Here is a 22232-nt window from a genome sequence, read left to right as displayed (position 1 = left end):
CGACACACCGCGCTATCGCGATCGCCCCGTTTCGTTCGTCCGGCGAAGCGGGCGCATGTCCGACGCGCAGGAGCGCGCGTGGGAAGAGCTCGCTGGCTTCTACGTGATCGATGCTCCGCGGGACGCGGCGGCCACCAGCATCCGCCCCTCATCCACGATCGAGCCCGGATCGGTGTGGACGCGCAGTGCGCCCCTCATCGCCGAGATCGGCTCAGGCCAAGGCCACGCGATCGTGCACGCGGCACAGTCGGCGCCCGACACCGACTTCCTTGCGATCGAGGTGTTCCGCGCGGGGCTCGCGCGGACGATGCTCGACGCCGATCGCGCGGGCGTGCGCAACCTGCGCCTGGTCGAGGCAAACGCCCCCGAAGTGCTCACACATCTGCTGCCGCAAGCATCGCTCGACGAACTGTGGGTGTTCTTCCCCGATCCGTGGCACAAGAAAAAGCACACCAAGCGGCGGCTCGTGACGACAGAGTTCGCAGCCCAGGCGGCCGGTGCCCTGCGAGAGGGAGGGATGCTACGCCTCGCCACCGACTGGGAAGACTACGCGCTTCAGATGCGCGATGTGCTCGATGCGGCACCCGACTTCGAGCGCGCGTTCGAGGGGGAGTGGGCCCCTCGGTTCGACGGTCGTGTGGTCACCGCCTTCGAGCGGAAGGGCGCGGCGAAAGGCCGCGACATCCGCGACCTCGCGTATCGGCGCCGCGCGCAGGGAGACTGAATGCCCGCGCACCCGACCGCGTACACGTCGACGTCGTCGCGCTCGTGGGGCCTGCTTCCGGCGCTCGCCGTGTGCTTGGCCGCACCCGCGTTCTTCGTATCGCGGGTGCCGTGGGCAGGATGGGCGCTACTGGCCATCGGGTTGATCGGCGCGTGGCTGCTGTCGAGGCGGGATGCCGCGGGCGAGCCTGGCGCGGCGCGTGGCGCGGGTGCGGCTGGCGCGGGCGTGCGCTCGCCGTCGCTGCTGCGTGACCTGTCGCTGATCGCGGTCGGACTGCTCATCGTGAGCGTCATCGATCTGAAGGCCGAGCTCGACAACCTGGCGATGTTGCGGTTCACCGTCGCACTCGGAGGAGCCGTGCTCGTGCCCTACGCGATTTCGCGCTGGGTGTATCGGGATCGCGCGACGCGCTTCCCGTGGCGCGGCGGCGGACGGTGGACGGCATTCCAGTGGACGTGGCTGGCGGCGGTGCTGGTGCTCGGCTGGCTGATTCTGCCGTTCTACTTCATCACGTCGGGCGTGTATCTCAACTGGCCGGTCGTTGACACTCCCGACCTGATCGCGCGCCTTTTCGTCGGGGTCGGCGCGGTCGGCATCTGGGACGAACTCTTCTTCATCTGCACCGTGTTCGCGTTGCTGCGCCGTCACTTCGTCTTCTGGCAGGCGAACGTGCTGCAAGCCATCGTCTTCGTGTCGTTCCTGTGGGAGCTCGGCTACCAGGCCTGGGGGCCGCTGCTCACGATCCCGTTCGCGCTGCTGCAGGCGTTCATCTTCGCCAAGACGCGCTCGCTCGCCTACGTCGTGACGGTGCACCTGCTGTTCGACGCGGTGGTCTTCCTCGTGCTGGTGCACGCGCACAACCCCGGCGTGCTCGACGGGCTGTTCTTAGTCTGAGCCGCGCCGCGCCCGCACGCCGCACCTGCAGCCCGCCACCTACGCGACTGAGCATGAAACCTGCAAGTGTGCATCAGATTGGATGCTCATCTGCAGGTTTCATGCTCATGTGGCCAGCCGCGACGTGACACCGAGCGCGCCGCCCTCAGGCACCGAGCGGCCCACCCGCGACGCGAAAAAGGGCCGCCCGAATGGACGGCCCTTCACCGGTGGTGCCCCCGGCGGGAATCGAACCCACGACCTTTGGTACCGGAAACCAACGCTCTATCCCCTGAGCTACGGAGGCGCACCGATCGAGATTACCACCCGCGCCGCGCCGCGCCGTTCACGGAGCGATCGGGGTGGGGCTCACGGGCGCGTCCGCGATGACGTCGCTCGGAGCGGTGATCGCGGACAATGCCGCCATCACACGCTCGGCGAGGTAGGCGTGGCCCGCGGTTGAGGGGTGATCGTTGCCCGCGCCGGTGTCGATGACCTCGAGGTAGTTGTCGGGTGAAATCCATGCTTCCCGCACTGGCGAGATGTACCACCAGCCGCGCTGGGCGGCGAGATCTGCCAGGTCGCGGTCGATCGCGGCGGTACCGGCCTCGACGGGCAGTACCTGCGGTGCCGGCCCCAGGATGACGATGGATGCCCGGGGGTACGTCGCAGCGAGCGCGTCCCATGCCGCGTTCACGGCATCCCGATACACATCCGGCGCGTACCGCTTGCGATCGTTGATCGATCCTTCGACGAGCACCAGCGAGGGCGTGGCCTGCGGATCCAGGGCGGCGATGCGCTCGCCGTAGGCCGGGCCGTCGATACCCGGCTTGAGGTAACCGCTGCCGCGCACGCCGTCAACGGTCACGGTCCAGCCGAGATTTTCGCCTAGCCGGTAGGCGAAGCCGAGCTCGGGAACGATGGCCGCGGAACCGTAGACCCACGAATCTCCGAACACGAGCACCTGCGCGTCATCGTCGATCGTGAGCAGTTCGGCGCCTGCGGCGACCGGTTCGTCACCGCCGGCAGCCGGCACCGACGTCTGCAGCCACGGGCGCCACAGCGCCATCGTGCACACCACGGCGAGGGCACACGCCACCGCGGTCAGGACGAGCCACGGCCGAGGGGCGTGGAGTCTGCCGCGTTCGCGCATTCCCCGAGAGTACGCGAATTCGTAGGGCTCGGGGCCGTCGATGTGGAGAGCGATCGAGTGCGGCAGAGCCGACCATTCTAGGCGCCCAGCCGGCGTCGAGCACCCGTGCAGTGAGTGCACGATTTTGCGTGCGAGGATACTTCGGTGCAACGCGTGGTGACAGCTGAACTCGACCTCGAACTGGGGTCATCGGTCGACCTCATTTTTCAGGTGACCGCGGCACAGTCGATGCCCCTCGCAAACGAGTTGCTGACCTTCACACAGGGGGAGCGGGTCTACACCCCGACAGAGATCGTCGACCAGTCCGGCAGTCGCCTCCATCGCCTCACGGGCGAGGCGGGCCGGCTTGAAGTGCGCTACGAGGCGACCGTCGATGGGCGAGCGGCGACGAGCCGTACGAGCGACCTCGAGGCGATCACCTACCTGCGTCCCAGTCGCTACTGCCAGTCGGACGAGGTGTTCCAGCAGGCGCGTCGGCAGTTCAAAGGCCTCTCGGGCCACGACCTGATCGCCGCTGTGTCGGAGTTCGTCGCGACCAGCACCACCTACACGCCAGGGCTCAGCCAGGGGACGGATAGCGCCGTCACCACGCTCATGACAGGCCAGGGCGTGTGCCGTGACTATGCGCATGTGGTGATCGCGCTCCTGCGGGCGATGGATATGCCCGCGCGCTATGCCGCGTGCTTCGCGCCGGGACTGCGTCCCATGGACTTCCACGCGGTTGCCGAGGCCTACCTCGATGGCGCCTGGTACGTGATCGACGCCACCCGCCTGTCCAACCGCAACTCGCTGGTGCGCATCGCCACCGGTCGCGATGCAGCCGACTGCGCATTCTTGAGCTTTCACGGTGGATATGTGGGTCTGGAGCACCTGCGCGTGGACGCATGGGTCATGCCCGAGGACGCGACGCTGGACGGGCTCGACACGCTCCCCGAGCTCGCTGACCCCGCGCACGATGACTTCGCGGAGCTCGTGCAGATCGCTTGAGCGGCGCACGGCCTGACTGGCGCACGGCCTGACCCACGCGCGAGGTGACCGGCGCAAGAGGGAAGCGCACGCAGAAGAGGGCCAGGCCGCGCAACTAGACTGGTGCGGCTATGAATCCTGATGCCCTTTCCGCCGTACTGCTCGCCGCCATCGTCCCTCTGATCGAGGCGCGACGCCCCGGTGCCAGCGATGGCCTCACGGCGGACGACTTCCCGCTGGAGCGTCCGAAGTCCCGCGACCACGGTGACTGGGCGTCGAATGCGGCGCTGAAGCTGGCCAAGCAGGTCGGTGCCAACCCGCGCGACCTCGCCACCGAGATCGCGGCGTCGCTGACGGTCGTCGACGGAATCGCCAGCGTGCAGGTGGCCGGTCCCGGATTCATCAACATCAGATTGGATGCCGCGGCTGCCGGCGCGCTGGCGAAGACCATCGTCGAGGCCGGGGCGGCATTCGGAACCAACGATTCGCAGCGCGGTAACACCATCAACCTCGAGTTCGTCAGCGCGAACCCCACCGGGCCGATGCACATCGGTCACACGCGCTGGGCCGCGCTCGGTGACGCGATCGCTCGACTCCTGCTCGCCAGCGGCGCCACGCTCGTGCGCGAGTTCTACGTCAACGACGCGGGAGCACAGATGGAGCGGTTCGGACGCTCGGTCCTCGCCGCGGCGAAGGGCGAGCCCACTCCTGAGGACGGCTATCCGGGGTCGTACATCGATGACCTCGCCGAGCGCGTTCTTGCCGTCGTGCCCGACCTGCTGTCGCTCCCCGACGACGAGCAGGTTGCGATCGCGCGCGACCGGGCGTACGAGTTGCAGCTGGGTGATCTGCAGGCCTCACTCGAGAAGTTCAACGTTCACTTCGACGTCTTCTTCAGTGAGCGGGTGCTGCACGCCCCCGGCCCAGATGGCGCGCCGAGCCTGGTCGATGAAGCGGTTGACCGACTGCGCGAACAGGGCCACGTCTTCGATCAGGACGACGCGGTGTGGGTGCGCACGACCGACTTCGGCGATGACAAAGACCGCGTGATCCGCCGCTCGAACGGCGAGTACACCTATTTCGCCGCCGATGCGGCGTACTACTTGAACAAGGGCGACCGCGGGTTCGCGCACAAGATCTACCTGCTGGGCGCTGACCACCACGGCTACGTACACCGCCTGAAGGCCCTCGCGGGTGCCGCCGGAGATGACCCCGAAAAGGACATCGAAGTTCTCATCGGCCAGCTGGTCTCGGTCAACGGTGCGCGACTGAGCAAGCGGGCCGGCAACATCATCGAGCTCGATGACCTGCGTGAGTGGCTGGGCACAGACGCGCTGCGCTATTCCCTTGCGCGCTACCCCGCGGATTCGCCTCTCACCCTCGACCCCGAGATTTTGCGCAAGCGCACCAACGACAACCCGGTCTTCTACGTGCAGTACGCGCACGCGCGCACGCACAACGTCGGCCGCAACGCGCAGGCCTCTGGTGTCGACCGCTCGCAGTTCGCTCCCGAGTTGCTGACGCACGAAACCGAGTCCGCGCTGCTGGGTGCGCTCCAGGAATTCCCTCGCGTCGTGGCGTTCGCCGCCGACGTTCGCGAGCCGCACCGCGTCGCCCGCTACCTCGAAGAGCTCGCAGGGCTCTACCACCGCTGGTACGACAACTGCCGTGTGGTGCCGCTCGGCGACGGAGAGATCGAACCGATTCACCGCACGCGGCTGTGGCTCAATGACGCCACCGGTCAGGTGCTGCGCAACGGACTGGACCTTCTCGGCGTGAGCGCCCCGGAACGGATGTGACATGAGCCCCCACGACACGCAGCCCACGCAGGTGTTGCCCGAGTGGGGGTACGCAGAGCCGCCGAAGAAGAGGCGGTGGCCGTGGATCATCGTGTTCGGCCTCGTGCTTGCTGGGGGAGTGGCCGCATGGTTTCTCGCCGAAGCTGCGGCCCGCGACATCGTCGAGAACACCATCCGCGACGGCATCACCGACCAGCTCGACCTGCCGGCAGATCAGCAGATCGACGTCTCGGTGGCGGGTGTCGTGATTCCCCAGCTCATCGTCGGCACGGTCGATGAGATCGACATCTCGTCGGAGGATGTCGCGCTCGACGGGATCTCGGGCGACGTTCGCGTGAACGCGCAGGAGCTTCGCATCCGTGAGCCGCACACCATGGGATCCGCGAACGCGACGGTGAGTATGGACGAAGAGCAGCTGCGCACGCTGCTCGCCACGGTCGACGGCTTCCCCTCTGAATCGCTCGGACTCGATGATCCGAACGTGACCATGTCAACCGAGCTGTCGTTCCTGGGGCTGGAGATCCCGGTCTCGGCAGCGCTCACACCTTCTGCCGTCGACGGGGAACTAGTGCTGTCCCCGGCGTCGTTCACGGTGGCTGATGCCGAGGTGAGCGCCGACGGCCTGCGCGACCAGTTCGGTGTGGTGGGCGAAGTCGTCCTGAAGGACTGGCCGGTCTGCATCGCGTCGTATCTACCGGCGGGCGTCGCGCTGACGTCAGCTGCGGTCGACGGGGACCTGCTGACCGCCGACTTCGACATCGACCCACGTCTCCTGGCTGATACCGCACTGCAACAGAACGGCACGTGCGAGTGAGCCCACGCCATCGAGCGTCATACGTCGCGGGCGCGGCATACGAGGTGCTCTAGACTTCAAGCACTGCCCGGCGCGTGCGTCGACCGGCCGCGGCATCGGCACTGTCCCGGGTGTTCGGGCAGTGCCGAACCCACGATTCCACTGATTGGTCTGCCTGTGTCTGCCGTATCGCACTCGTCCGCGTCGGCTCCGCCGTGGCTGAGCGCGCCGGACGACGCGAACGCTCTCGCGCCCCTCGTCTGGCCACAAAACGCCGAGCGTGACGCTGATGGTGTGTTGCAGCTTGGTGGCATCCCGGTGACAACGTTGCGCGAGTCGTTCGGCACTCCGCTGTGGATCATTGACGAAGACGAAGTGCGCGCGCGAGCACGGCGCGTGCTCGATGCGTTCCGCGCTGCCGCGGGCCGTTACGGCGCGCAGGCCCGCGTGTACTACGCGGGTAAGGCGTTCTTGAGCGCGGAGATTGTGCGGTGGGTCACGGACGAGGGCCTCGCTGTCGACGTGTGCACGGGCGGCGAACTGACGCTCGCGCTCGCCGCGGGCGCAGATCCTGCGCGCCTGGGTTTCCACGGGAACAACAAGAGCGTGGCCGAACTGGAGGCTGCGGTCGCGGCGGGTGTCGGGTCGATCGTGATCGACTCCCTCGTCGAAATCGAGCGACTCGCCGCAATCATGCAGCGCCGGGGCGGGTCGCAGTCGGTGCTGTTGCGGGTCAACAGCGGCGTGCACGCTGAGACGCACGATTTTCTCGCGACGGCACATGAGGACCAGAAGTTCGGTTTCACACTGGCGGATGCCACGACCGCCGCCGCGCGCGTGCGCGATGTTCCCGGACTTACCCTGGTCGGTCTGCACTGCCACATCGGTTCCCAGATCTTCGGCACCGCCGGCTTCCGTGAGTCTGCGGGCCGGTTGATCGAGTTGCATGCGGCGCTCCTCGAGGGCGGCGACCTGCCCGTTCTCAACCTGGGTGGGGGATTCGGTATCGCCTACACATCGGTAGACCAGCCGACCGAGATCGAAGACCTCGCCGAGGGGATCGCGGATGCTGTCGCACACGAGTGCGAGGTGCGCGGCATCCCGATCCCGAATCTGGCTTTCGAACCCGGTCGCAGTATCGTCGGCCGCGCCGGGGTGACGCTGTACGAGGTCGGCACGACGAAGCAGGTGATGCTCGAGGGCGACGCGACACGCACGTACGTGAGTGTCGACGGCGGAATGAGCGACAACGCTCGTCCGTCGCTGTATGGCGCACAGTACTCGGCGCGCATCGCGTCACGCGTCAGCTCCGCACCGGCAGCGCTGTCGCGTGTGGTCGGCAAGCACTGCGAATCCGGCGACATCGTCGTTGACGCTGAATACCTGCCCGCCGACGTCGCGCCCGGTGACCTGTTGGCCGTGCCCGCGACCGGCGCCTACTGCTTCTCTCTCGCGAACAACTACAACTTCGTCCCCCGCCCGCCCGTTGTGGCGTTGCGCGGGGGCCAGGCGCGCGTCATCGTGCGCGGTGAGACGGTCGATGACCTGCTCGCCCGCGACGCGGGCCTGCATGCACCACCGATGGAAGGCAACGAATGACCGATTACCGCCGTCTGCGCGTCGCCCTGCTCGGCGCCGGCTCCGTGGGCTCACAGGTCGCCTCTCTGCTTCGCCAGCACGGCGATGAGTTGGCAGACCGTGCGGGCGCGACACTCGAACTCGTCGGCATCGCCGTACGTGATGTGGATGCTCCCCGCGATGTCGACCTGCCCCGCGAACTGCTCACCACCGACGCCGAAACTCTTATCGTCGGCGCGGACATCGTCATCGAACTCATGGGCGGCATCGAGCCCGCGCGCGAATACCTGCTGCAGGCGATCAACTCAGGTGCCGACGTGGTCACGGCGAACAAGGCCCTGCTCGCGACCCACGGGCCCGAGATCTTCGACGCGGCCGATCAGGTCGGCGCACAGGTCTATTACGAGGCCGCTGCCGCCGGCGCGATCCCGATCATTCGGCCCTTGCGTGATTCACTCGCGGGCGATCGCGTGCAGCGCATCATGGGCATCGTCAACGGCACGACGAACTACATCCTCGATCGCATGGACAAAGAAGGCGCCGAGTTCGGCGACGTGCTGGCCGATGCGCAGGCGCTCGGATACGCCGAGGCTGATCCGACGGCCGATATCGAAGGCTACGACGCCGCGCAGAAGGCCGCGATCCTCGCGAGCCTCGCCTTCCACACGGCCGTGCCGCTGGACGCGGTTCACCGTGAGGGCATCACCCGAATCGACGCGTCGATGATGGATGCCGCGCGCAAGGCTGGCTACGTGATCAAGCTGCTCGCCGTGTGCGAGCGTATGGTCGCCGACGGCGACGAGACCATTTCGGTTCGCGTGTACCCGGCGCTGGTCAGCCGCGAGCACCCCCTCGCTTCGGTGCACGGCGCAAACAACGCCGTTTTCGTTGAAGCAGAGGCAGCCGGGCCGCTGATGTTCTACGGTGCAGGTGCCGGGGGCGTGCAGACCGCGTCTGCGGTGCTCGGCGACGTGGTGTCGGCGGCTCGCCGTCACATCGCCGGTGGTGTGGGCGTGGGAGAGTCCACACGCGCGAACCTTCCGATCGTTCCGATCGGACACGTCACCACGCGCTACCAGATCACGCTCGAAGTGAACGACCAGCCGGGCGTACTCGCCACCATTGCGGGCATCCTCAGCGACGGCAACGTGTCGATCGCAACGGTCGAGCAGACAGTCATCGGCGACGACATCGAGGGCGCGGGCACCGCGCGGCTCGTCATCGGTACGCACAAGGCACGGGAACAAGATCTCAGCGACACCGTCGACACGCTCGCCCAGAGCGGCGTGGTCGAAAAGGTCGCATCAGTACTGCGGGTAGAAGGAGACTGAAATGGCACACCTCTGGCGCGGAGTTCTCCGCGAGTATGCAGATCGTCTGGGCGTCACCGACGCGTCGACTGTCGTCACGCTGGGCGAAGGTGGCACGCCGTTGCTGCCGGCACCGTCGCTGTCGCGTCGCACCGGGGCGGATGTCTGGGTGAAGTTCGAAGGAATGAACCCGACGGGTTCGTTCAAGGACCGTGGCATGACCGTCGCGCTGTCGCGCGCCGTGGAGCACGGCGCGAAGGCCGTCATCTGCGCTTCCACGGGCAACACCTCTGCCTCCGCGGCCGCCTATGCCGCTCACGCCGGCATCACCGCCGCGGTGCTGGTGCCCGAGGGCAAGATCGCGATGGGCAAGCTGAGCCAGGCCGTCGCCCACAATGGGCGGCTGATCCAGGTGCGCGGAAACTTCGACGATTGCCTCGAGATCGCTCGCGAGTTGGCCGACCACTACCCGGTTCACCTGGTGAACTCGGTGAACCCCGATCGCATCGAGGGGCAGAAGACCGCTGCGTACGAGGTCGTCGAGGTACTCGGCGAGGCCCCGGACTTCCACTTCATCCCCGTCGGGAACGCCGGCAACTACACCGCTTACTCGCGCGGCTACCGCGAGGAGGCAGAGCGTGGCGTCTCCACGCGTGTGCCGCGCATGTTCGGCTTCCAGGCCGAGGGCTCGGCGCCGCTCGTGCGCGGCGAGGTCGTGAAGAACCCCGACACCGTTGCCAGCGCGATCCGCATCGGCAACCCCGCGTCGTGGGATCTCGCCCTCGAGGCGAGGGATGCCACTGACGGTTACTTCGGTGCCATCGACGATGCGCGCATTCTCGCGGCTCAGAAGCTTCTCGCTGGTGAGGTCGGAATCTTCGTCGAGCCGGCATCGGCCATCAGCGTTGCGGGTCTACTCGATCGCGCAGAGGCCGGGGTCGTTCCGGCGGGCTCGAAGGTCGTCCTCACCGTCACCGGTCACGGACTGAAGGACCCGCAGTGGGCCCTGCGCAACGCCGACGGGACCGATGTGGCGCCGACGGTCGTTGACGCCGCAACGTCGGAAGTGGCATCCGTTCTCGGCCTTTCTCCGGTCGAGGCGACCGCGTGAACGCAGCTCTGACACCCGAACCCGGGCGACGCGTTGTCGTGCGGGTTCCGGCGACGAGCGCTAATCTCGGTCCCGGTTTCGACACGCTGGGCCTCGCGCTGAGCGTGTACGACGAGCTTGTCGTCACCTCGTTGCCCGAGGGTGAGCTCGACATCGTCCTCACCGGCCAGGGGATGGACGACGTTCCTCGTGACGCGTCGCACCTGGTGGTGCGCACGATCGCCTACGCCTACGAGGCGGTGGGGCGCCGTATGCCCGGTCTGCGACTCGAGGCGTCGAACGTGATTCCCCACGGGCGAGGTATGGGGTCCTCGGGGGCCGCGGTCGTGGCAGGACTGCTCGCGGCGAAGGGTCTTCTCGAAGGAGACGTCGAGCTCGGCGACGACACGCTGCTGCGGTTGGCGACCGAGCTCGAGGGTCACCCCGACAACGTCGCGCCGGCGCTCTTCGGCGGACTCACGATCGCGTGGGTGGATGAAGCCGGGCCGCAGCACAAGAAGCTGCTCGTGCACCGAGGCGTCGCGCCGTTGGTGTTCGTGCCCGAGTTCACGATGTCGACCAGCGTCGCGCGCAGCCTGCAGCCGCTTCACGTGCCGCGAGAAGACGCCGTGTTCAACGTCTCGCGCTCGGCGCTGCTCATCGCAGCTCTCACCCAGAGCCCCGAGCTACTCCTCGCCGCCACAGAAGACAAACTGCACCAGAACTACCGGGCTCAGGCCATGCCCGAGACTGATCGTCTAGTGCAGGCACTGCGTGCGCAGGGCTTCGCCGCGGTCGTTTCGGGCGCGGGGCCGAGCGTGCTCGTCCTGGCGGACGGCCCTGGGCAGCGACTGCGGGCGGCCGAATACGTGGCGACCTCGATCGACACCCCGTGGGAGGCGCTGATGCTCGCCGTCGACTTCAAGGGTGGTACAGTGAGGGAGTACGCGGAGGGTTCCACGTGAATCACGTGACTCTGGCCTCCGTCGCAAATCTGCGAAACCCCCGCACGGCCGTCTGATGACGAACTCTGACCATCACTGCGGTTTCTGAGCTGTCTCCAGCAGGTGCATGCCCCCGCATGCGCTCCGTGCGTTCGTGCATATTCCATTCGTTTGACATAGGGAGAACTCGTGGAGTCCATCTCCGAGATCCACACCACCGACACTTCGGCTGACGAGCGCACCGACGCGCTTGAAAGCCCCGAGACGGTGACCACCGACAACGCATCGACGGGCGAGGTCGTCCAGGATGCACCCGCCGAGGCTGCAGAGGCCGCCGAGGCGCCTGCCGAGAGCGCGACCGAGGCTGCGCCCGCTGAGGAGCCGGCACCCGCGAAGGCGCCGCGCAAGCGTGCCCCCCGCCGCGCGAAGAGTGCAGACATCGCACCCGCCGAGGCCGCGCCCGCCCCCGAGGCGGATGCTGCCGTCGAAGCGCCTGCAGCCGAAGAAGCGGCTGCGGAGGCGCCCGCAGAAGCCGCAGCCGATTCGCCCGCAGACGATGCCTCGCCGGCCGACGCTCCCGCAGCCGACGACGCTGCTGCCTCGGCACCCAAGCGCAAGCCGGCGACTAAGAGCCGCTCGCGCGCCAAGAAGCCCGTCGAGGCACCCGTAGAGGAGTCGGCCGACGCTGCTTCCGACAGTGCGGCAGCCGATGCGGCCACGACCGACAGCGCCGCCACGGGCGACGCTGCGTCCGACAGCGGCGAGAAGTCCGATGCTGAGACGAAGGATGCCGAGAACGCGGCATCCGACTCGTCTTCTTCGGACTCCAGCGCTGAGGGCGAGCAGGCGAACGAGGGTCAGACCTCGGGTCGTAGCCGTAGCCGTAGCCGCAACCGCAATCGCAACCGCAACAGCAACGCGCAGGGCCAGAACAACCAGGGGCAGAACAACCAGAACCAGCCTCAGGCGTCGTCGGAAGAAGGTGACGATCAGGGGCAGGGGAACGGTCGTGGCCGTCAGCGCAACAAGCGTCGCGGTCAGCCCGGTGACGAGTTCGAGACCGAGATCGGCGAGGACGACGTCCTGATCCCGATCGCGGGCATCCTCGATGTGCTCGACAACTACGCCTTCGTGCGCACGTCGGGCTACCTGCCCGGCACGAGCGACGTCTACGTCTCGCTCGGTCAGGTGAAGAAGTACAACCTACGCAAGGGTGACGCCGTCGTCGGCGCCATCAAGCAGCCCCGCGAGGGCGAGCAGTCGAGCCGTCAGAAGTACAACGCGCTCGTGAAGGTGGACGCCATCAACGGGCTGTCGGTGGACGACGCCGCGACCCGCGTGGAGTTCAACAAGCTCACGCCGCTGTACCCGCAAGAGCGCTTGCGCCTCGAAACGGCGCCCGAGAAGCTCACTCAGCGCATCATCGACCTCGTCGCCCCCATCGGCAAGGGCCAGCGTGGCCTCATCGTCGCGCCGCCCAAGGCAGGCAAGACGATCGTTCTGCAGCAGATCGCCGGTGCGATCGCCCAGAACAACCCCGAAGTTCACCTGATGGTCGTGCTCGTCGATGAGCGACCCGAAGAGGTCACCGACATGCAGCGCACGGTCAAGGGTGAAGTCATCGCCTCGACCTTCGACCGGCCGGCAGAAGACCACACCACGGTCGCTGAACTCGCCATCGAGCGCGCCAAGCGCCTGGTCGAGCTCGGTCGCGACGTCGTCGTGCTGCTCGACTCGATCACGCGACTCGGTCGTGCGTACAACATTTCGGCACCGACTTCGGGTCGAGTGCTCACCGGTGGCGTCGACGCGTCGGCGTTGTACCCGCCCAAGCGCTTCTTCGGTGCTGCGCGCAACATCGAGAACGGCGGATCGCTCACGATCCTCGCGACGGCGCTCGTGGAAACCGGGTCGAAGATGGACGAGGTCATCTTCGAAGAGTTCAAGGGCACCGGCAACAGCGAGCTTCGCCTCAGCCGTCAGCTCGCCGACAAGCGCATCTTCCCCGCGGTCGACGTCAACGCGTCGAGCACCCGCCGCGAAGAAATGCTGCTGTCGACCGACGAAGTCAAGATCACGTGGAAGCTGCGCCGGGCGCTCGCTGGCCTCGACACTCAGCAGGCGCTGGAAGTCGTGCTCGGCAAGCTCAAAGAGACGCAGTCGAACGTCGAGTTCCTCGTGCAGATGCAGAAGTCGATCCCGGCACCTGCATCGGGCGGCGGACACTCCCACGCGAACGACAACAGCATCCGCTGATCTGATTCGGAGCACCACGTGTTCGATTCCGTCAAAGCGCTGATCGAAGAGCACAAAGCCGTTCAGCTCGAGCTCTCGGACCCCGCTGTTCATGCGGATGCTGGGCGCGCCAAGAAGGTTAACCGGCGCTACGCGGAGTTGAGTCGGATCGTTGCCGCCAACGACGCGTGGGTGGCGGCATCCGACGACCTAGAAGCAGCACGCGAGCTCGCCAAGGAAGACGCGGCATTCGCCGAAGAGGTGCCCGCTCTCGAGGAACAGGTGGAGCAGACGCAGGAACGCCTGCGGCGGTTGCTCATTCCTCGCGACCCCGACGACGCGCGCGACGTGATCATGGAGATCAAGGGCGGCGAAGGGGGAGCCGAGAGTGCTCTGTTTGCGGCCGACCTGCTGCGCATGTACATCCAGTACGCGGCATCGAAGGGTTGGAAGACTGAGCTTCTCGAGCGCAACGAGTCGGACCTCGGCGGCTACAAGGATGTTCAGGTCGCGATCAAGGGCTCATCGTCGGACCCTGCGCAGGGCGTGTGGGCGCACCTCAAGTATGAGGGCGGTGTGCACCGCGTGCAGCGCGTACCGGCAACTGAGTCGCAGGGGCGCATTCATACCTCGACGACGGGCGTTCTCGTCTTCCCCGAGGTCGACGAGCCCGATGAGGTCGACATCAACCCCAACGACCTGAAGATCGACGTGTTCCGCTCGTCGGGCCCCGGCGGTCAGTCGGTCAACACGACGGATTCGGCCGTGCGCATCACGCACATTCCCACCGGAATCGTCGTGTCGATGCAGAACGAGAAGTCGCAGCTGCAGAACCGTGAGGCCGGTATGCGCGTGCTGCGTGCACGCCTGTTGGCCAAGCAGCAAGAGGAGTTGGATGCCGCGGCCAGCGACGCACGGAAGTCGCAGATCCGCGGGATGGACCGTTCAGAGCGGATTCGGACGTACAACTTCCCCGAGAACCGCATCGCGGATCACCGCACCGGGTACAAGGCGTACAACCTCGATCAGGTGATGGACGGCGCGCTGGATCCGATCATCGAATCGGCGATCCACGCCGACGAAGAGGCGCGTCTGGCTGCGCTCGCATCAGACAGCTGAGCCCCGCTCGTCTCGCGGACGTACGGGGCTCAGGAACGCTCGGTGCCGGTGCGTTAGATCTGATACTCGGGCGCGGTCAGAAGTGAACGCGTGTCCTCGTTCTTCTTCGCGGCGCGTGGCTTGGCCGGCACACCGACTAGAACGCTGTCTGCGGGAGCATCCTTCGTCACCACGGCGTTGGCCCCGATGACGGAACCCGCGCCAATGGTGATCGGGCCGAGGACTTTGGCGCCCGCCCCGACGGCCACGCCGTCTTCGATCGTGGGGTGCCGCTTGCCGCCCTCGCGCTGACGACCGCCGAGAGTGACGCCGTGGTACAACATCACATCGTCACCGATCTCGGCCGTCTCGCCGATCACAACACCCATGCCGTGATCGATGAAGAAACGGCGACCGATCGTCGCGCCCGGGTGAATTTCGATACCGGTCAGCCAGCGGGTGACCTGTGAACCTGCGCGTGCGAGGAAGCGTGCCCGGCGGATCCACAGCGCATGCCAGACGCGGTGCGCCCACAGGGCGTGAAGCCCCGGGTACAGCAGCGCGATCTCGGCCGTGCCGCGCGCGGCAGGATCCCGGAGTTTCGCGGCGGTGAGATCTTCGCGGAAACGTGCGAAGACGCCGATCCTTTCGGTCACGCTGATTCCTTCCGGTAACGGACGAGCGGAGCACGCGACATGGCCGCGCGCTCCGCTCGTCGAGGCATTATTCGGCGCTGAGGTCTTCGAACAGCACCGTCGAGAGATAGCGCTCACCGTTGGACGGGATCACCACGACGATGTTCTTGCCGGCAGCCTCGGGACGTGCGGCAACCTGGAGAGCTGCCCAGACGGCCGCACCCGAGGAAATGCCCACGAGGATGCCGTCCTTCGTGCCCACGGCGCGCGCCGTCTCTACCGCGTCGGAGAGTTCGACGTCGATGACCTCGTCGATGACGCCCTGGTCGAGGATCTCGGGAATGAAGTTCGGGCCGATGCCCTGGATCTTGTGGGGACCGGGCGTGCCCTTGGTGAGCAGCGGCGAGTCGGCCGGCTCGACGGCAATCACCTTGGCGTTCGGGGCCTTCTCCTTCAGGACCTGGCCGACACCGGTGATGGTGCCGCCCGTGCCGATGCCGGCGACGAAGTAGTCGACCTGCCCGTCGGTGTCGCGGAGGATCTCCTCGGCGGTGGTGGTGCGGTGGATCGCTGCGTTGGCTTCGTTCTCGAACTGGCGCGCCAGGACCGCACCCGGAGTCTCGGCGACGATCTCGGCAGCCTTGGCTACCGCACCCTTCATGCCGAGCGCGGGGTCGGTGAGGACGAGTTCCGCGCCGTAGGCCTTGAGAAGCAGGCGACGCTCGATCGACATCGACGAAGGCATGGCGAGGATGACCCGGTAACCGCGTGCCGCACCGACCATGGCGAGGGCGATGCCCGTGTTTCCGCTGGTGCCCTCGACGATGGTTCCGCCAGCAGGCAGGTCGCCCGATGCTTCTGCCGCGTCCACGATGGCGATACCGAGGCGGTCCTTCACCGACGAGGCGGGGTTGTAGAACTCAAGCTTGGCGAGCACGTTGCCCTCGACGTCTTCGGCGATGCGGTTGAGGCGAACGAGGGGGGTGTTTCCGAAAGTGGAAGTGATGTCGGGGTAGATTCCGGGCATGTCAGAGGCCTTTCACGGGTGAGAGTCGCGTGCGAGAGAAAGCCTAAGGGAGCGATCCCCACGAGGGCCTTGTATGACGATTCAATTCATTTCGCGGCCGCATGCACGCGGGCATAGGGTGTAAGACGCTCATGACTTCTGTGTATTCCCCCCGCCCGCTGTCGGCGTCGCTGCGCCGTGCGGCCGATCGTCTTCGCCGTGCCGGAATTCTTGACCCGGACGTTGATGCGGAGCTTCTTGCGGCACACGTGCTCGGAGTGAGCCGTGGCGGCGTGCAGGCCGCTTCCGTGCGCGGGGACACGCTCGATGAGATTTCGATGTCGCGTTTCGAAGAAGCCGTCGCACGACGAGCAACGCGCGAACCGTTGCAGCACATCACCGGGGTGGCACCGTTTCGGCACCTCGAACTGCGCGTGGGCCCCGGGGTGTTCGTGCCTCGTCCCGAGACCGAGATGGTCGCTCAGCTCGCGATCGATGCGCTCCGCGCCGCGGCCGTCCCCGAGCCGATCGCTGTCGACCTCGGTACCGGAAGCGGCGCCATCGCACTGGCCATGGCCACCGAAGTCGCCCATGCGCAGGTCTTTGCCGCGGAAAACTCCGTCGATGCCTTCATCTGGACGAAGGAGAACTTCGCGTCGGTCGGTGCCGACAATGCGCACCTGGCATTCATCGATCTCGCCGATGCGTTCGGGGACCTCGACGGAAGGGTTTCGGTCGTGGCATCCAATCCGCCCTACGTGCCCGATGAGGCGGTGCCGCGCGATCCTGAAGTGCGCTACTTCGATCCCGAGCATGCCCTGTATGGCGGGTCTGACGGACTGGATGTCGTGCGCGTTCTCTCACGCGTCGGCCTCAGGTTGGCCCATTCCGGCGGAACGATCGTCATCGAGCACGGGGAGTGGCAGGGCGAGCAGATCCGCGAACTTCTGCGGACTGACGGCTGGTTGGCCGCAGCCACACACCCCGATCTCACCCAGCGGGACCGCGCGACGACCGCGATCCGTCCCTGAGGCGGATCAGGTGTTCGGCAAGGTTCACAATTAGACTGGCCCCGACATGTCCCCCATCTTCGATTGCCGGGACGAGGATCAGGTCCTCACCGGCATGCGCCAGGCGCGCCAGGCGATCAGCCGCGGCGCCCTCGTTGTCATCCCCACAGACACCGTCTACGGCGTCGCCGCGGATGCATTCGATGCCGCAGCCGTGCAACGTCTTCTGGATGCGAAGGGTCGCGGGCGCCAGTCGCCACCGCCTGTGCTCGTGCCCGGAATCAACACCCTGCGCGCGCTCGCCGCCGAGGTGCCAGAAGCCGTCGAGCGGCTTGTCGAAGCTTTCTGGCCCGGGGGGCTGACCCTCGTCCTCCCCGCCCAGCCATCGCTCACGTGGGATCTGGGGGAGACGCGCGGAACAGTTGCCGTTCGCATGCCCGCCCATCGCATCGCCCTCGAGCTGCTCGAAGAGACCGGCCCGCTGGCGGTCTCCAGTGCGAACCTGACCGGTCAGGCCGCAGCGGTCCGCGCCGAAGACGCACGCAGCATGCTGGGTGAGTCCGTCGATGTATACCTCGATGACGGGCCGAGCAGCACGGGAGTGGCGTCGACCATTCTCGATGCCACCGCGCTCATCGGAGCTGCAGGCGAAGGCCCGGAGCGCGTCGTCCGCGTGTTGCGTGAGGGCGCCATTGATCGCGCGGCGCTTCGCGAGGTGCTTGGCGAACTCCTGGAGCCGGATCCCGAGTGAAGCAGTACGTCTTCACCATCCTCTTCACCGCCACGCTGACATTCGTTCTGTCGTGGGTGGTGTGGCGGGTGAGCATCCGCTACAAGCTCTATCCGGGTATTCGCGAACGCGACGTGCATAAGACGCCGACGCCGCGACTGGGCGGCGTGGCGATGTTCCTCGCGGTGCTGACCGCGATCCTGATCTCGTCGCAAAATCCGTACTTTGCCATCGTGTGGGCTGAGCCCCAGCGCGTGTGGGCGATCCTCGCGGCCACAGCGCTCATCGTGTGCATCGGGTTGGCGGATGACCTGTGGGACTTGGACTGGACCATCAAGCTCGGTGCACAGTTTCTCGCCGCCGGGATCATCGCCGGGTGGGGAGAATTGCAGATCGTGTCGCTCCCCATCGGGGGCCTGGCCGTGGGGTCGAGCTGGGTGAGCTTCACGCTGACCGTGTTTTCGATCGTGATCGTCATGAATGCGGTCAACTTCATCGACGGACTCGACGGGCTGGTGGCAGGAGTGTGTCTGATCGCCAACAGCGTCTTCTTCGCGTACTCCTACATGTTGGTGCGAGACATCGGCGCCAGCAGCTACTTCAACCTCGCCTCGTTCCTCGCCGCCGTGCTCATCGGCGCGTGCGCGGGATTCCTGCCGATGAACTGGAACCCCGCCAAGCTATTCATGGGGGACTCCGGTGCACTCATGCTGGGTCTGCTAATGGCGTGCTCGGCAATCGCGATCACCGGTCTGGATCCGGCACTCATCGGCGACAACGACCAGTTCGGCCGTTCGCAGTTGCTCGGTGCCTTCATCCCGATCATTCTTCCCGTCGTCATCGTCCTGCTGCCATTGCTGGACTTTGGGCTCGCGGTGATCAGGCGCATGGCCGCAGGAAAGTCGCCGTTCTCTCCCGATCGCAAGCACTTGCATCATCGGATGCTCGACATGGGGCACTCCGATCGCGCCGCGGTCCTGATCTTCTACTCATGGACGACGGTGTTCTCGTTGGCCGTCCTGCTCATGTACATCGGTACCCAGCAGGGGTGGCCGGGCAACTACATGATCGGAGTGGCATTCGGTGTGCTGGGTACCATCGCCTGCTTGATCGTCACCTTCATGCCCTCGCACCATCGCGCACCCGCGCCCATTCTGGAGGACGCCTCGTGAGCCCCAACCCCGTTTCGAGTACGCCGATCCTGAAGACCACCTTGCTGTGGTCCGGGGGAGTAACCGCGGTGCTCGCCATCGCGGCATCCGTCATCGGTTTTGCGGTCGATGGGCAGCGCGGTGTGTGGAGCGCGCTTGCAGGCATCATCATCGCGGCGCTGTTCCTCGCTATCACCGGCGCCAGCATCCTCATCGCGAACCGGTGGTATGGCGATGCGCTGTACGTGCCGATCTTCTTCGGCATCGTGCTGGGGGGATGGATTCTGAAGTTCGTCCTCTTCCTGATCGCCATGCTCGTGCTGCGCGATCAGCCGTGGATCAACCCCACGGTGTTCGTGCTTTCCATCATTGCGAGCGTCCTCGCGTCGCTCGTCGTTGACGTGGTCGTGCTGCTGAAGATGCGTGTGCCCCATGTCAGCGACGTCGAATTGCCCACCGATCCGGAACAGGGCGACCAGACGGACTCAACCGCTCCGTGAGTTTGATAGGCTAATCCCGCGCCCGCCACCGTCTGCCCCGCAGATACTTGCGGAGTGACGCTCACCGACCATCGTCGCAACGGTCCTAGACCGGTGCCCCGAAGCTGGAGCCCGCGCTGTTTACTCAAGCTGCGACCCTGATCGCCCACGCCACCGCTGACGGAGGTGCCGAATTCCACGGCCCCTCGATTGAAGAGTTCTTCCCCGAGGTTCTCTTCGACGCTTTCGGTGTCGTCCCGATCACGCGAATCCATCTCATCCAGTTCCTCGCGACTCTCGCCGTCGTCCTGATCTTCTGGCTCGGTACGCGCCGCATGAAGGTGGTTCCAGGGCGATTCCAGAGCATCGTCGAAATGGGCCTGGACTTCGTCCGCGTCAACATCGGCGAGGACCTCCTCGGCAAGAAGGACGCTCAGCGGTTCCTGCCGATTCTGACGACCATCTTCTTCATGGTCTTGTTCATGAACATCACGGGAATCATCCCGTTCCTGAACATTGCGGGTACGAGCATCATCGCGGTGCCGCTGACGCTCGCGATCATCAGCTACGTCACCTTCATCTACGCCGGTATCAAGAAGAGTCCGAAGAACTTCTTCAAGAACTCGCTCTTCCCGTCCGGTGTGCCGTGGCCCATCTACATCATCGTGACGCCGATCGAGCTCATCTCGACCTTCATCATTCGGCCCGTCACGCTGACGCTTCGACTGCTCATGAACATGATGGTCGGGCACCTGCTGCTGGTGCTGTTCTTCGCAGCCACGCAGTTCTTCGTTGTCGACCTCGGTGGCTGGTGGACCCTGTTGGGCGCCGGCAGCCTCGCGTTCGGCTTCGTGTTCACCTTGTTCGAGATCCTGGTGGCCGTCCTCCAGGCATACGTCTTCGCTCTCCTCACCGCGGTCTACATCCAGCTCGCGGTCGCGGAAGAGCACTGAGCGGGTCGGCCGCAAGCCGCCCTTAACCGAAAGGAAAACCCCGTGGACGCAACTACGGTTATCGCCGCCCTCGAGGGCAACGTCGCAACGATGGGCTACGGCCTCGCCGCCATCGGACCCGCCATCGGCGTGGGCATCGTCGTCGGAAAGACGATCGAGGGTGTCGCTCGTCAGCCCGAGCTGGCTGGCCGCCTCCAGGTGCTGATGTGGATCGGTATCGCCTTCACCGAGGCGCTCGCCTTCATCGGCATCGCGACCTACTTCATCTTCGTCTGATCGACTGACCCCCAGCCTTAAGGAGACAGGATGCTCAACGCTCTTGTCGCGTACGCCGCGGAAGAGGGTGCGACGCACAACCCCCTCATCCCCGCGTGGTACGACATCATCTGGTCGGCCGTCTGCTTCGTCATCATCCTCATCATCTTCTGGGTGGTCGCCCTCCCGAAGATGAAGGCTCTGCTAGACGAGCGCGGCGCTGCCATCGAGGGCAACATCGCCAAGGCTGACGAAGCGCAGCGCAAGGCTGAAGCGGCACTCGAGGAGTACACCGCTCAGCTCGCTGACGCTCGCAAGGAGGCCGGTGAGATCCGTGACGCCGCGCGTGAGGATGGCAAGAAGATCCTCGCCGAGGCAAAGGACGCAGCCTCCACCGAGGCCGCCCGCATCACGGCTTCCGCACACGCGCAGATCGAAGCAGAGCGCCAGTCGGCTCTCGTCTCCCTGCGCGGTGAAGTGGGCACGCTCGCACTCGATCTCGCCGGAGGCGTGATCGGGGAGGCGCTCACCGACGACGCGAAGGCGCAGGCCGTCGTGGACCGCTTCCTCGCGGACCTCGAAGCGTCTGAAGCGCAGAAGGCTTCTCACTAATGGGCAGCGCGACCACTCAGGCACGTGAATCGCTGACGAGCGCCCTGCGCGCGACGTCGAGCATCACGCTCGACGTCGCCGGGGAGCTTTTCTCGGTGGCGCGCACGATCGGCGAGTCGTCGCAGCTCAGCGGCGCCCTGGCTGATTCCGCTGCAACCGCCTCTGCGCGGCAGGGCGTCGTCGCCGCTGTGTTCGGCGGATCGGTCTCCGCGACGACGGTCGGATTGGTCGACAGTGCTGTTGCGCAGCGTTGGTCGTCAGCATCCGACCTCGTTGATGGGATCGAAGAGCTCGCCGTCCGTGCTGCGGCGATCGCGGAGCCCGGTGCAGACGTCGAGTCGGAGCTGTTCCAGTTCTCTCGGACTGTGGCAGCCAACCCGGAGCTTGAGCTGGCTCTGGGAAGCCGGCTCGGAGAAGCATCCGCTAAGGGTGCTCTCATCGAGCGGTTGCTGTCTGGCCCGGCTAGCGCGGCGACGACGACCATCGTGTCTGCGCTGGTGCGTGCGCCGCGTGAGCGTCGCGTGCGTCAGCTGCTGTCTCGTGCGTCGCAGATCGTCGCCGACCAGCGCGGGCGCACGGTGGCAACCGTGGTCTCGGCCGTGCCGCTGCAGAGCGCGCAGGCCGACCGTCTCGTCGCAGCCCTGAGTGCCCGCTACGGGACTGACGTGACGCTCAACACCGTCGTCGACCCCACGGTCGTCGGTGGACTCCGCGTGCAGATCGCGGACGACGTAATTGACGCGAGCGTGTCGGCTCGACTGGCAGACCTTCGCCAGCGGCTGGCCGGCTAGCACAGACTTCCCCGCCGCTGGCGGAGAGACTTCGGGGCACCGCCCCA

Annotated in this window: 22 protein-coding genes and 1 tRNA gene; 19 read left to right on the top strand and 4 right to left on the bottom strand. The window is 66.2% G+C overall.

The annotated features are described in order from the left end of the window. Positions 1 to 55: 55 nt before the first annotated feature. Both trmB and ON062_RS11325 read left to right on the top strand, forming a co-directional pair. The gene (trmB, locus tag ON062_RS11330) at positions 56 to 724 is read left to right on the top strand and encodes a tRNA (guanosine(46)-N7)-methyltransferase TrmB (protein ID WP_274647419.1); all 669 of its coding nucleotides are present in this window, start codon (positions 56 to 58) and stop codon (positions 722 to 724) included. After that, positions 725 to 1618 carry a CPBP family intramembrane glutamic endopeptidase gene (locus tag ON062_RS11325; RefSeq protein ID WP_274647245.1) on the top strand — a complete coding sequence of 298 codons (894 nt, stop codon included), beginning with the start codon at positions 725 to 727 and terminating at the stop codon, positions 1616 to 1618. Between the two features lie 210 nt (positions 1619 to 1828). Here the strand turns inward: ON062_RS11325 and ON062_RS11320 are convergent. Together ON062_RS11320 and ON062_RS11315 are read right to left on the bottom strand one after the other, a co-directional pair. Next, positions 1829 to 1904 (bottom strand) — tRNA-Arg (locus tag ON062_RS11320). Between the two features lie 39 nt (positions 1905 to 1943). Then, positions 1944 to 2750 (bottom strand): SGNH/GDSL hydrolase family protein, encoded by an 807-nt coding sequence (locus ON062_RS11315; RefSeq protein ID WP_274647244.1) that lies wholly within the window; start codon positions 2748 to 2750, stop codon positions 1944 to 1946. 144 nt (positions 2751 to 2894) lie between these two features. On the opposite strand from ON062_RS11315, the gene ON062_RS11310 reads away from it, so the two are divergent. From ON062_RS11310 to prfA, 9 genes are all read left to right on the top strand, one after another. Beyond that, a complete protein-coding gene (locus ON062_RS11310; protein ID WP_274647243.1) occupies positions 2895 to 3737 on the top strand; it encodes a transglutaminase family protein in 843 nt (280 codons plus the stop codon). A 110-nt stretch (positions 3738 to 3847) separates the two neighbouring features. Next, positions 3848 to 5515 (top strand): arginine--tRNA ligase, encoded by a 1668-nt coding sequence (gene argS / locus ON062_RS11305; protein WP_274647242.1) that lies wholly within the window; start codon positions 3848 to 3850, stop codon positions 5513 to 5515. 1 nt (position 5516) lies between these two features. Continuing rightward, a complete protein-coding gene (locus ON062_RS11300) occupies positions 5517 to 6329 on the top strand; it encodes a DUF2993 domain-containing protein (protein ID WP_274647241.1) in 813 nt (270 codons plus the stop codon). Between the two features lie 156 nt (positions 6330 to 6485). After that, the gene (lysA, locus tag ON062_RS11295; RefSeq protein ID WP_274647240.1) at positions 6486 to 7907 is read left to right on the top strand and encodes a diaminopimelate decarboxylase; all 1422 of its coding nucleotides are present in this window, start codon (positions 6486 to 6488) and stop codon (positions 7905 to 7907) included. Next, complete coding sequence (locus ON062_RS11290) at positions 7904 to 9217, top strand: homoserine dehydrogenase (RefSeq protein ID WP_274647239.1); 1314 nt, start codon at positions 7904 to 7906, stop codon at positions 9215 to 9217. Before lysA ends, ON062_RS11290 begins: the two co-directional genes overlap by 4 nt. Before the next feature lies 1 nt (position 9218). Then, positions 9219 to 10307 carry a threonine synthase gene (thrC, locus tag ON062_RS11285; RefSeq protein ID WP_274647238.1) on the top strand — a complete coding sequence of 363 codons (1089 nt, stop codon included), beginning with the start codon at positions 9219 to 9221 and terminating at the stop codon, positions 10305 to 10307. Beyond that, complete coding sequence (gene thrB / locus ON062_RS11280) at positions 10304 to 11251, top strand: homoserine kinase (RefSeq protein WP_274647237.1); 948 nt, start codon at positions 10304 to 10306, stop codon at positions 11249 to 11251. Before thrC ends, thrB begins: the two co-directional genes overlap by 4 nt. A gap of 168 nt (positions 11252 to 11419) precedes the next feature. Then, complete coding sequence (gene rho, locus ON062_RS11275) at positions 11420 to 13486, top strand: transcription termination factor Rho (protein ID WP_274647236.1); 2067 nt, start codon at positions 11420 to 11422, stop codon at positions 13484 to 13486. Between the two features lie 18 nt (positions 13487 to 13504). After that, the gene (gene prfA / locus ON062_RS11270; RefSeq protein WP_274647235.1) at positions 13505 to 14584 is read left to right on the top strand and encodes a peptide chain release factor 1; all 1080 of its coding nucleotides are present in this window, start codon (positions 13505 to 13507) and stop codon (positions 14582 to 14584) included. 53 nt (positions 14585 to 14637) lie between these two features. Here the strand turns inward: prfA and epsC are convergent, their stop codons facing one another. Together epsC and cysK are read right to left on the bottom strand one after the other, a co-directional pair. Continuing rightward, the gene (gene epsC / locus ON062_RS11265) at positions 14638 to 15207 is read right to left on the bottom strand and encodes a serine O-acetyltransferase EpsC (RefSeq protein WP_274647418.1); all 570 of its coding nucleotides are present in this window, start codon (positions 15205 to 15207) and stop codon (positions 14638 to 14640) included. 79 nt (positions 15208 to 15286) lie between these two features. Continuing rightward, positions 15287 to 16225 (bottom strand): cysteine synthase A, encoded by a 939-nt coding sequence (gene cysK, locus ON062_RS11260; protein WP_274647234.1) that lies wholly within the window; start codon positions 16223 to 16225, stop codon positions 15287 to 15289. Positions 16226 to 16356: 131 nt separating this feature from the next. Here cysK and prmC point away from each other — a divergent pair, with 131 nt between their 5' ends. The 8 genes from prmC (at position 16357) to ON062_RS11220 (ending at position 22185) form a co-directional block, all read left to right on the top strand. Next, positions 16357 to 17235 (top strand): peptide chain release factor N(5)-glutamine methyltransferase, encoded by an 879-nt coding sequence (gene prmC, locus ON062_RS11255; protein ID WP_274647233.1) that lies wholly within the window; start codon positions 16357 to 16359, stop codon positions 17233 to 17235. 46 nt (positions 17236 to 17281) lie between these two features. Next, on the top strand, positions 17282 to 17965 hold the full coding sequence (locus ON062_RS11250) for an L-threonylcarbamoyladenylate synthase (protein WP_274647232.1): 684 nt from the start codon (positions 17282 to 17284) through the stop codon (positions 17963 to 17965). Next, positions 17962 to 19116 (top strand): MraY family glycosyltransferase, encoded by a 1155-nt coding sequence (locus ON062_RS11245; RefSeq protein ID WP_274647231.1) that lies wholly within the window; start codon positions 17962 to 17964, stop codon positions 19114 to 19116. The genes ON062_RS11250 and ON062_RS11245 overlap by 4 nt, the downstream gene beginning before the upstream one ends. Further along, on the top strand, positions 19113 to 19595 hold the full coding sequence (locus tag ON062_RS11240) for a hypothetical protein (protein ID WP_274647230.1): 483 nt from the start codon (positions 19113 to 19115) through the stop codon (positions 19593 to 19595). Before ON062_RS11245 ends, ON062_RS11240 begins: the two co-directional genes overlap by 4 nt. A gap of 137 nt (positions 19596 to 19732) precedes the next feature. Then, positions 19733 to 20527 (top strand): F0F1 ATP synthase subunit A, encoded by a 795-nt coding sequence (atpB, locus tag ON062_RS11235; protein ID WP_274647417.1) that lies wholly within the window; start codon positions 19733 to 19735, stop codon positions 20525 to 20527. Between the two features lie 42 nt (positions 20528 to 20569). Next, positions 20570 to 20803 (top strand): ATP synthase F0 subunit C, encoded by a 234-nt coding sequence (gene atpE, locus ON062_RS11230; RefSeq protein WP_055967684.1) that lies wholly within the window; start codon positions 20570 to 20572, stop codon positions 20801 to 20803. Positions 20804 to 20833: 30 nt separating this feature from the next. Then, a complete protein-coding gene (locus ON062_RS11225) occupies positions 20834 to 21394 on the top strand; it encodes a F0F1 ATP synthase subunit B (RefSeq protein ID WP_274647229.1) in 561 nt (186 codons plus the stop codon). Further along, positions 21394 to 22185 carry a F0F1 ATP synthase subunit delta gene (locus ON062_RS11220; RefSeq protein WP_274647228.1) on the top strand — a complete coding sequence of 264 codons (792 nt, stop codon included), beginning with the start codon at positions 21394 to 21396 and terminating at the stop codon, positions 22183 to 22185. Before ON062_RS11225 ends, ON062_RS11220 begins: the two co-directional genes overlap by 1 nt. Positions 22186 to 22232 lie beyond the last annotated feature (47 nt).

The sequence above is a fragment of the Microbacterium sp. C7(2022) genome (genome assembly GCF_028823665.1).
GTDB lineage: Bacteria > Actinomycetota > Actinomycetes > Actinomycetales > Microbacteriaceae > Microbacterium.
Note: the sequence above shows the minus strand (reverse complement) of the source record. Positions and strands in the feature narration are given on the sequence as shown.

Bases quoted from the DNA above. Each gene is read 5' to 3' on its own strand.
- trmB (WP_274647419.1), top strand. From the start codon at position 56: ATGTCCGACGCGCAGGAGCGCGCGTGGGAAGAGCTCGCTGGCTTCTAC.
- ON062_RS11325 (WP_274647245.1), top strand. From the start codon at position 725: ATGCCCGCGCACCCGACCGCGTACACGTCGACGTCGTCGCGCTCGTGG.
- ON062_RS11315 (WP_274647244.1), bottom strand. From the start codon at position 2,750: ATGCGCGAACGCGGCAGACTCCACGCCCCTCGGCCGTGGCTCGTCCTG.
- argS (WP_274647242.1), top strand. From the start codon at position 3,848: ATGAATCCTGATGCCCTTTCCGCCGTACTGCTCGCCGCCATCGTCCCT.
- ON062_RS11300 (WP_274647241.1), top strand. From the start codon at position 5,517: ATGAGCCCCCACGACACGCAGCCCACGCAGGTGTTGCCCGAGTGGGGG.
- ON062_RS11290 (WP_274647239.1), top strand. From the start codon at position 7,904: ATGACCGATTACCGCCGTCTGCGCGTCGCCCTGCTCGGCGCCGGCTCC.
- thrC (WP_274647238.1), top strand. From the start codon at position 9,219: ATGGCACACCTCTGGCGCGGAGTTCTCCGCGAGTATGCAGATCGTCTG.
- cysK (WP_274647234.1), bottom strand. From the start codon at position 16,225: ATGCCCGGAATCTACCCCGACATCACTTCCACTTTCGGAAACACCCCC.
- prmC (WP_274647233.1), top strand. From the start codon at position 16,357: ATGACTTCTGTGTATTCCCCCCGCCCGCTGTCGGCGTCGCTGCGCCGT.
- ON062_RS11250 (WP_274647232.1), top strand. From the start codon at position 17,282: ATGTCCCCCATCTTCGATTGCCGGGACGAGGATCAGGTCCTCACCGGC.
- ON062_RS11225 (WP_274647229.1), top strand. From the start codon at position 20,834: ATGCTCAACGCTCTTGTCGCGTACGCCGCGGAAGAGGGTGCGACGCAC.
- ON062_RS11220 (WP_274647228.1), top strand. From the start codon at position 21,394: ATGGGCAGCGCGACCACTCAGGCACGTGAATCGCTGACGAGCGCCCTG.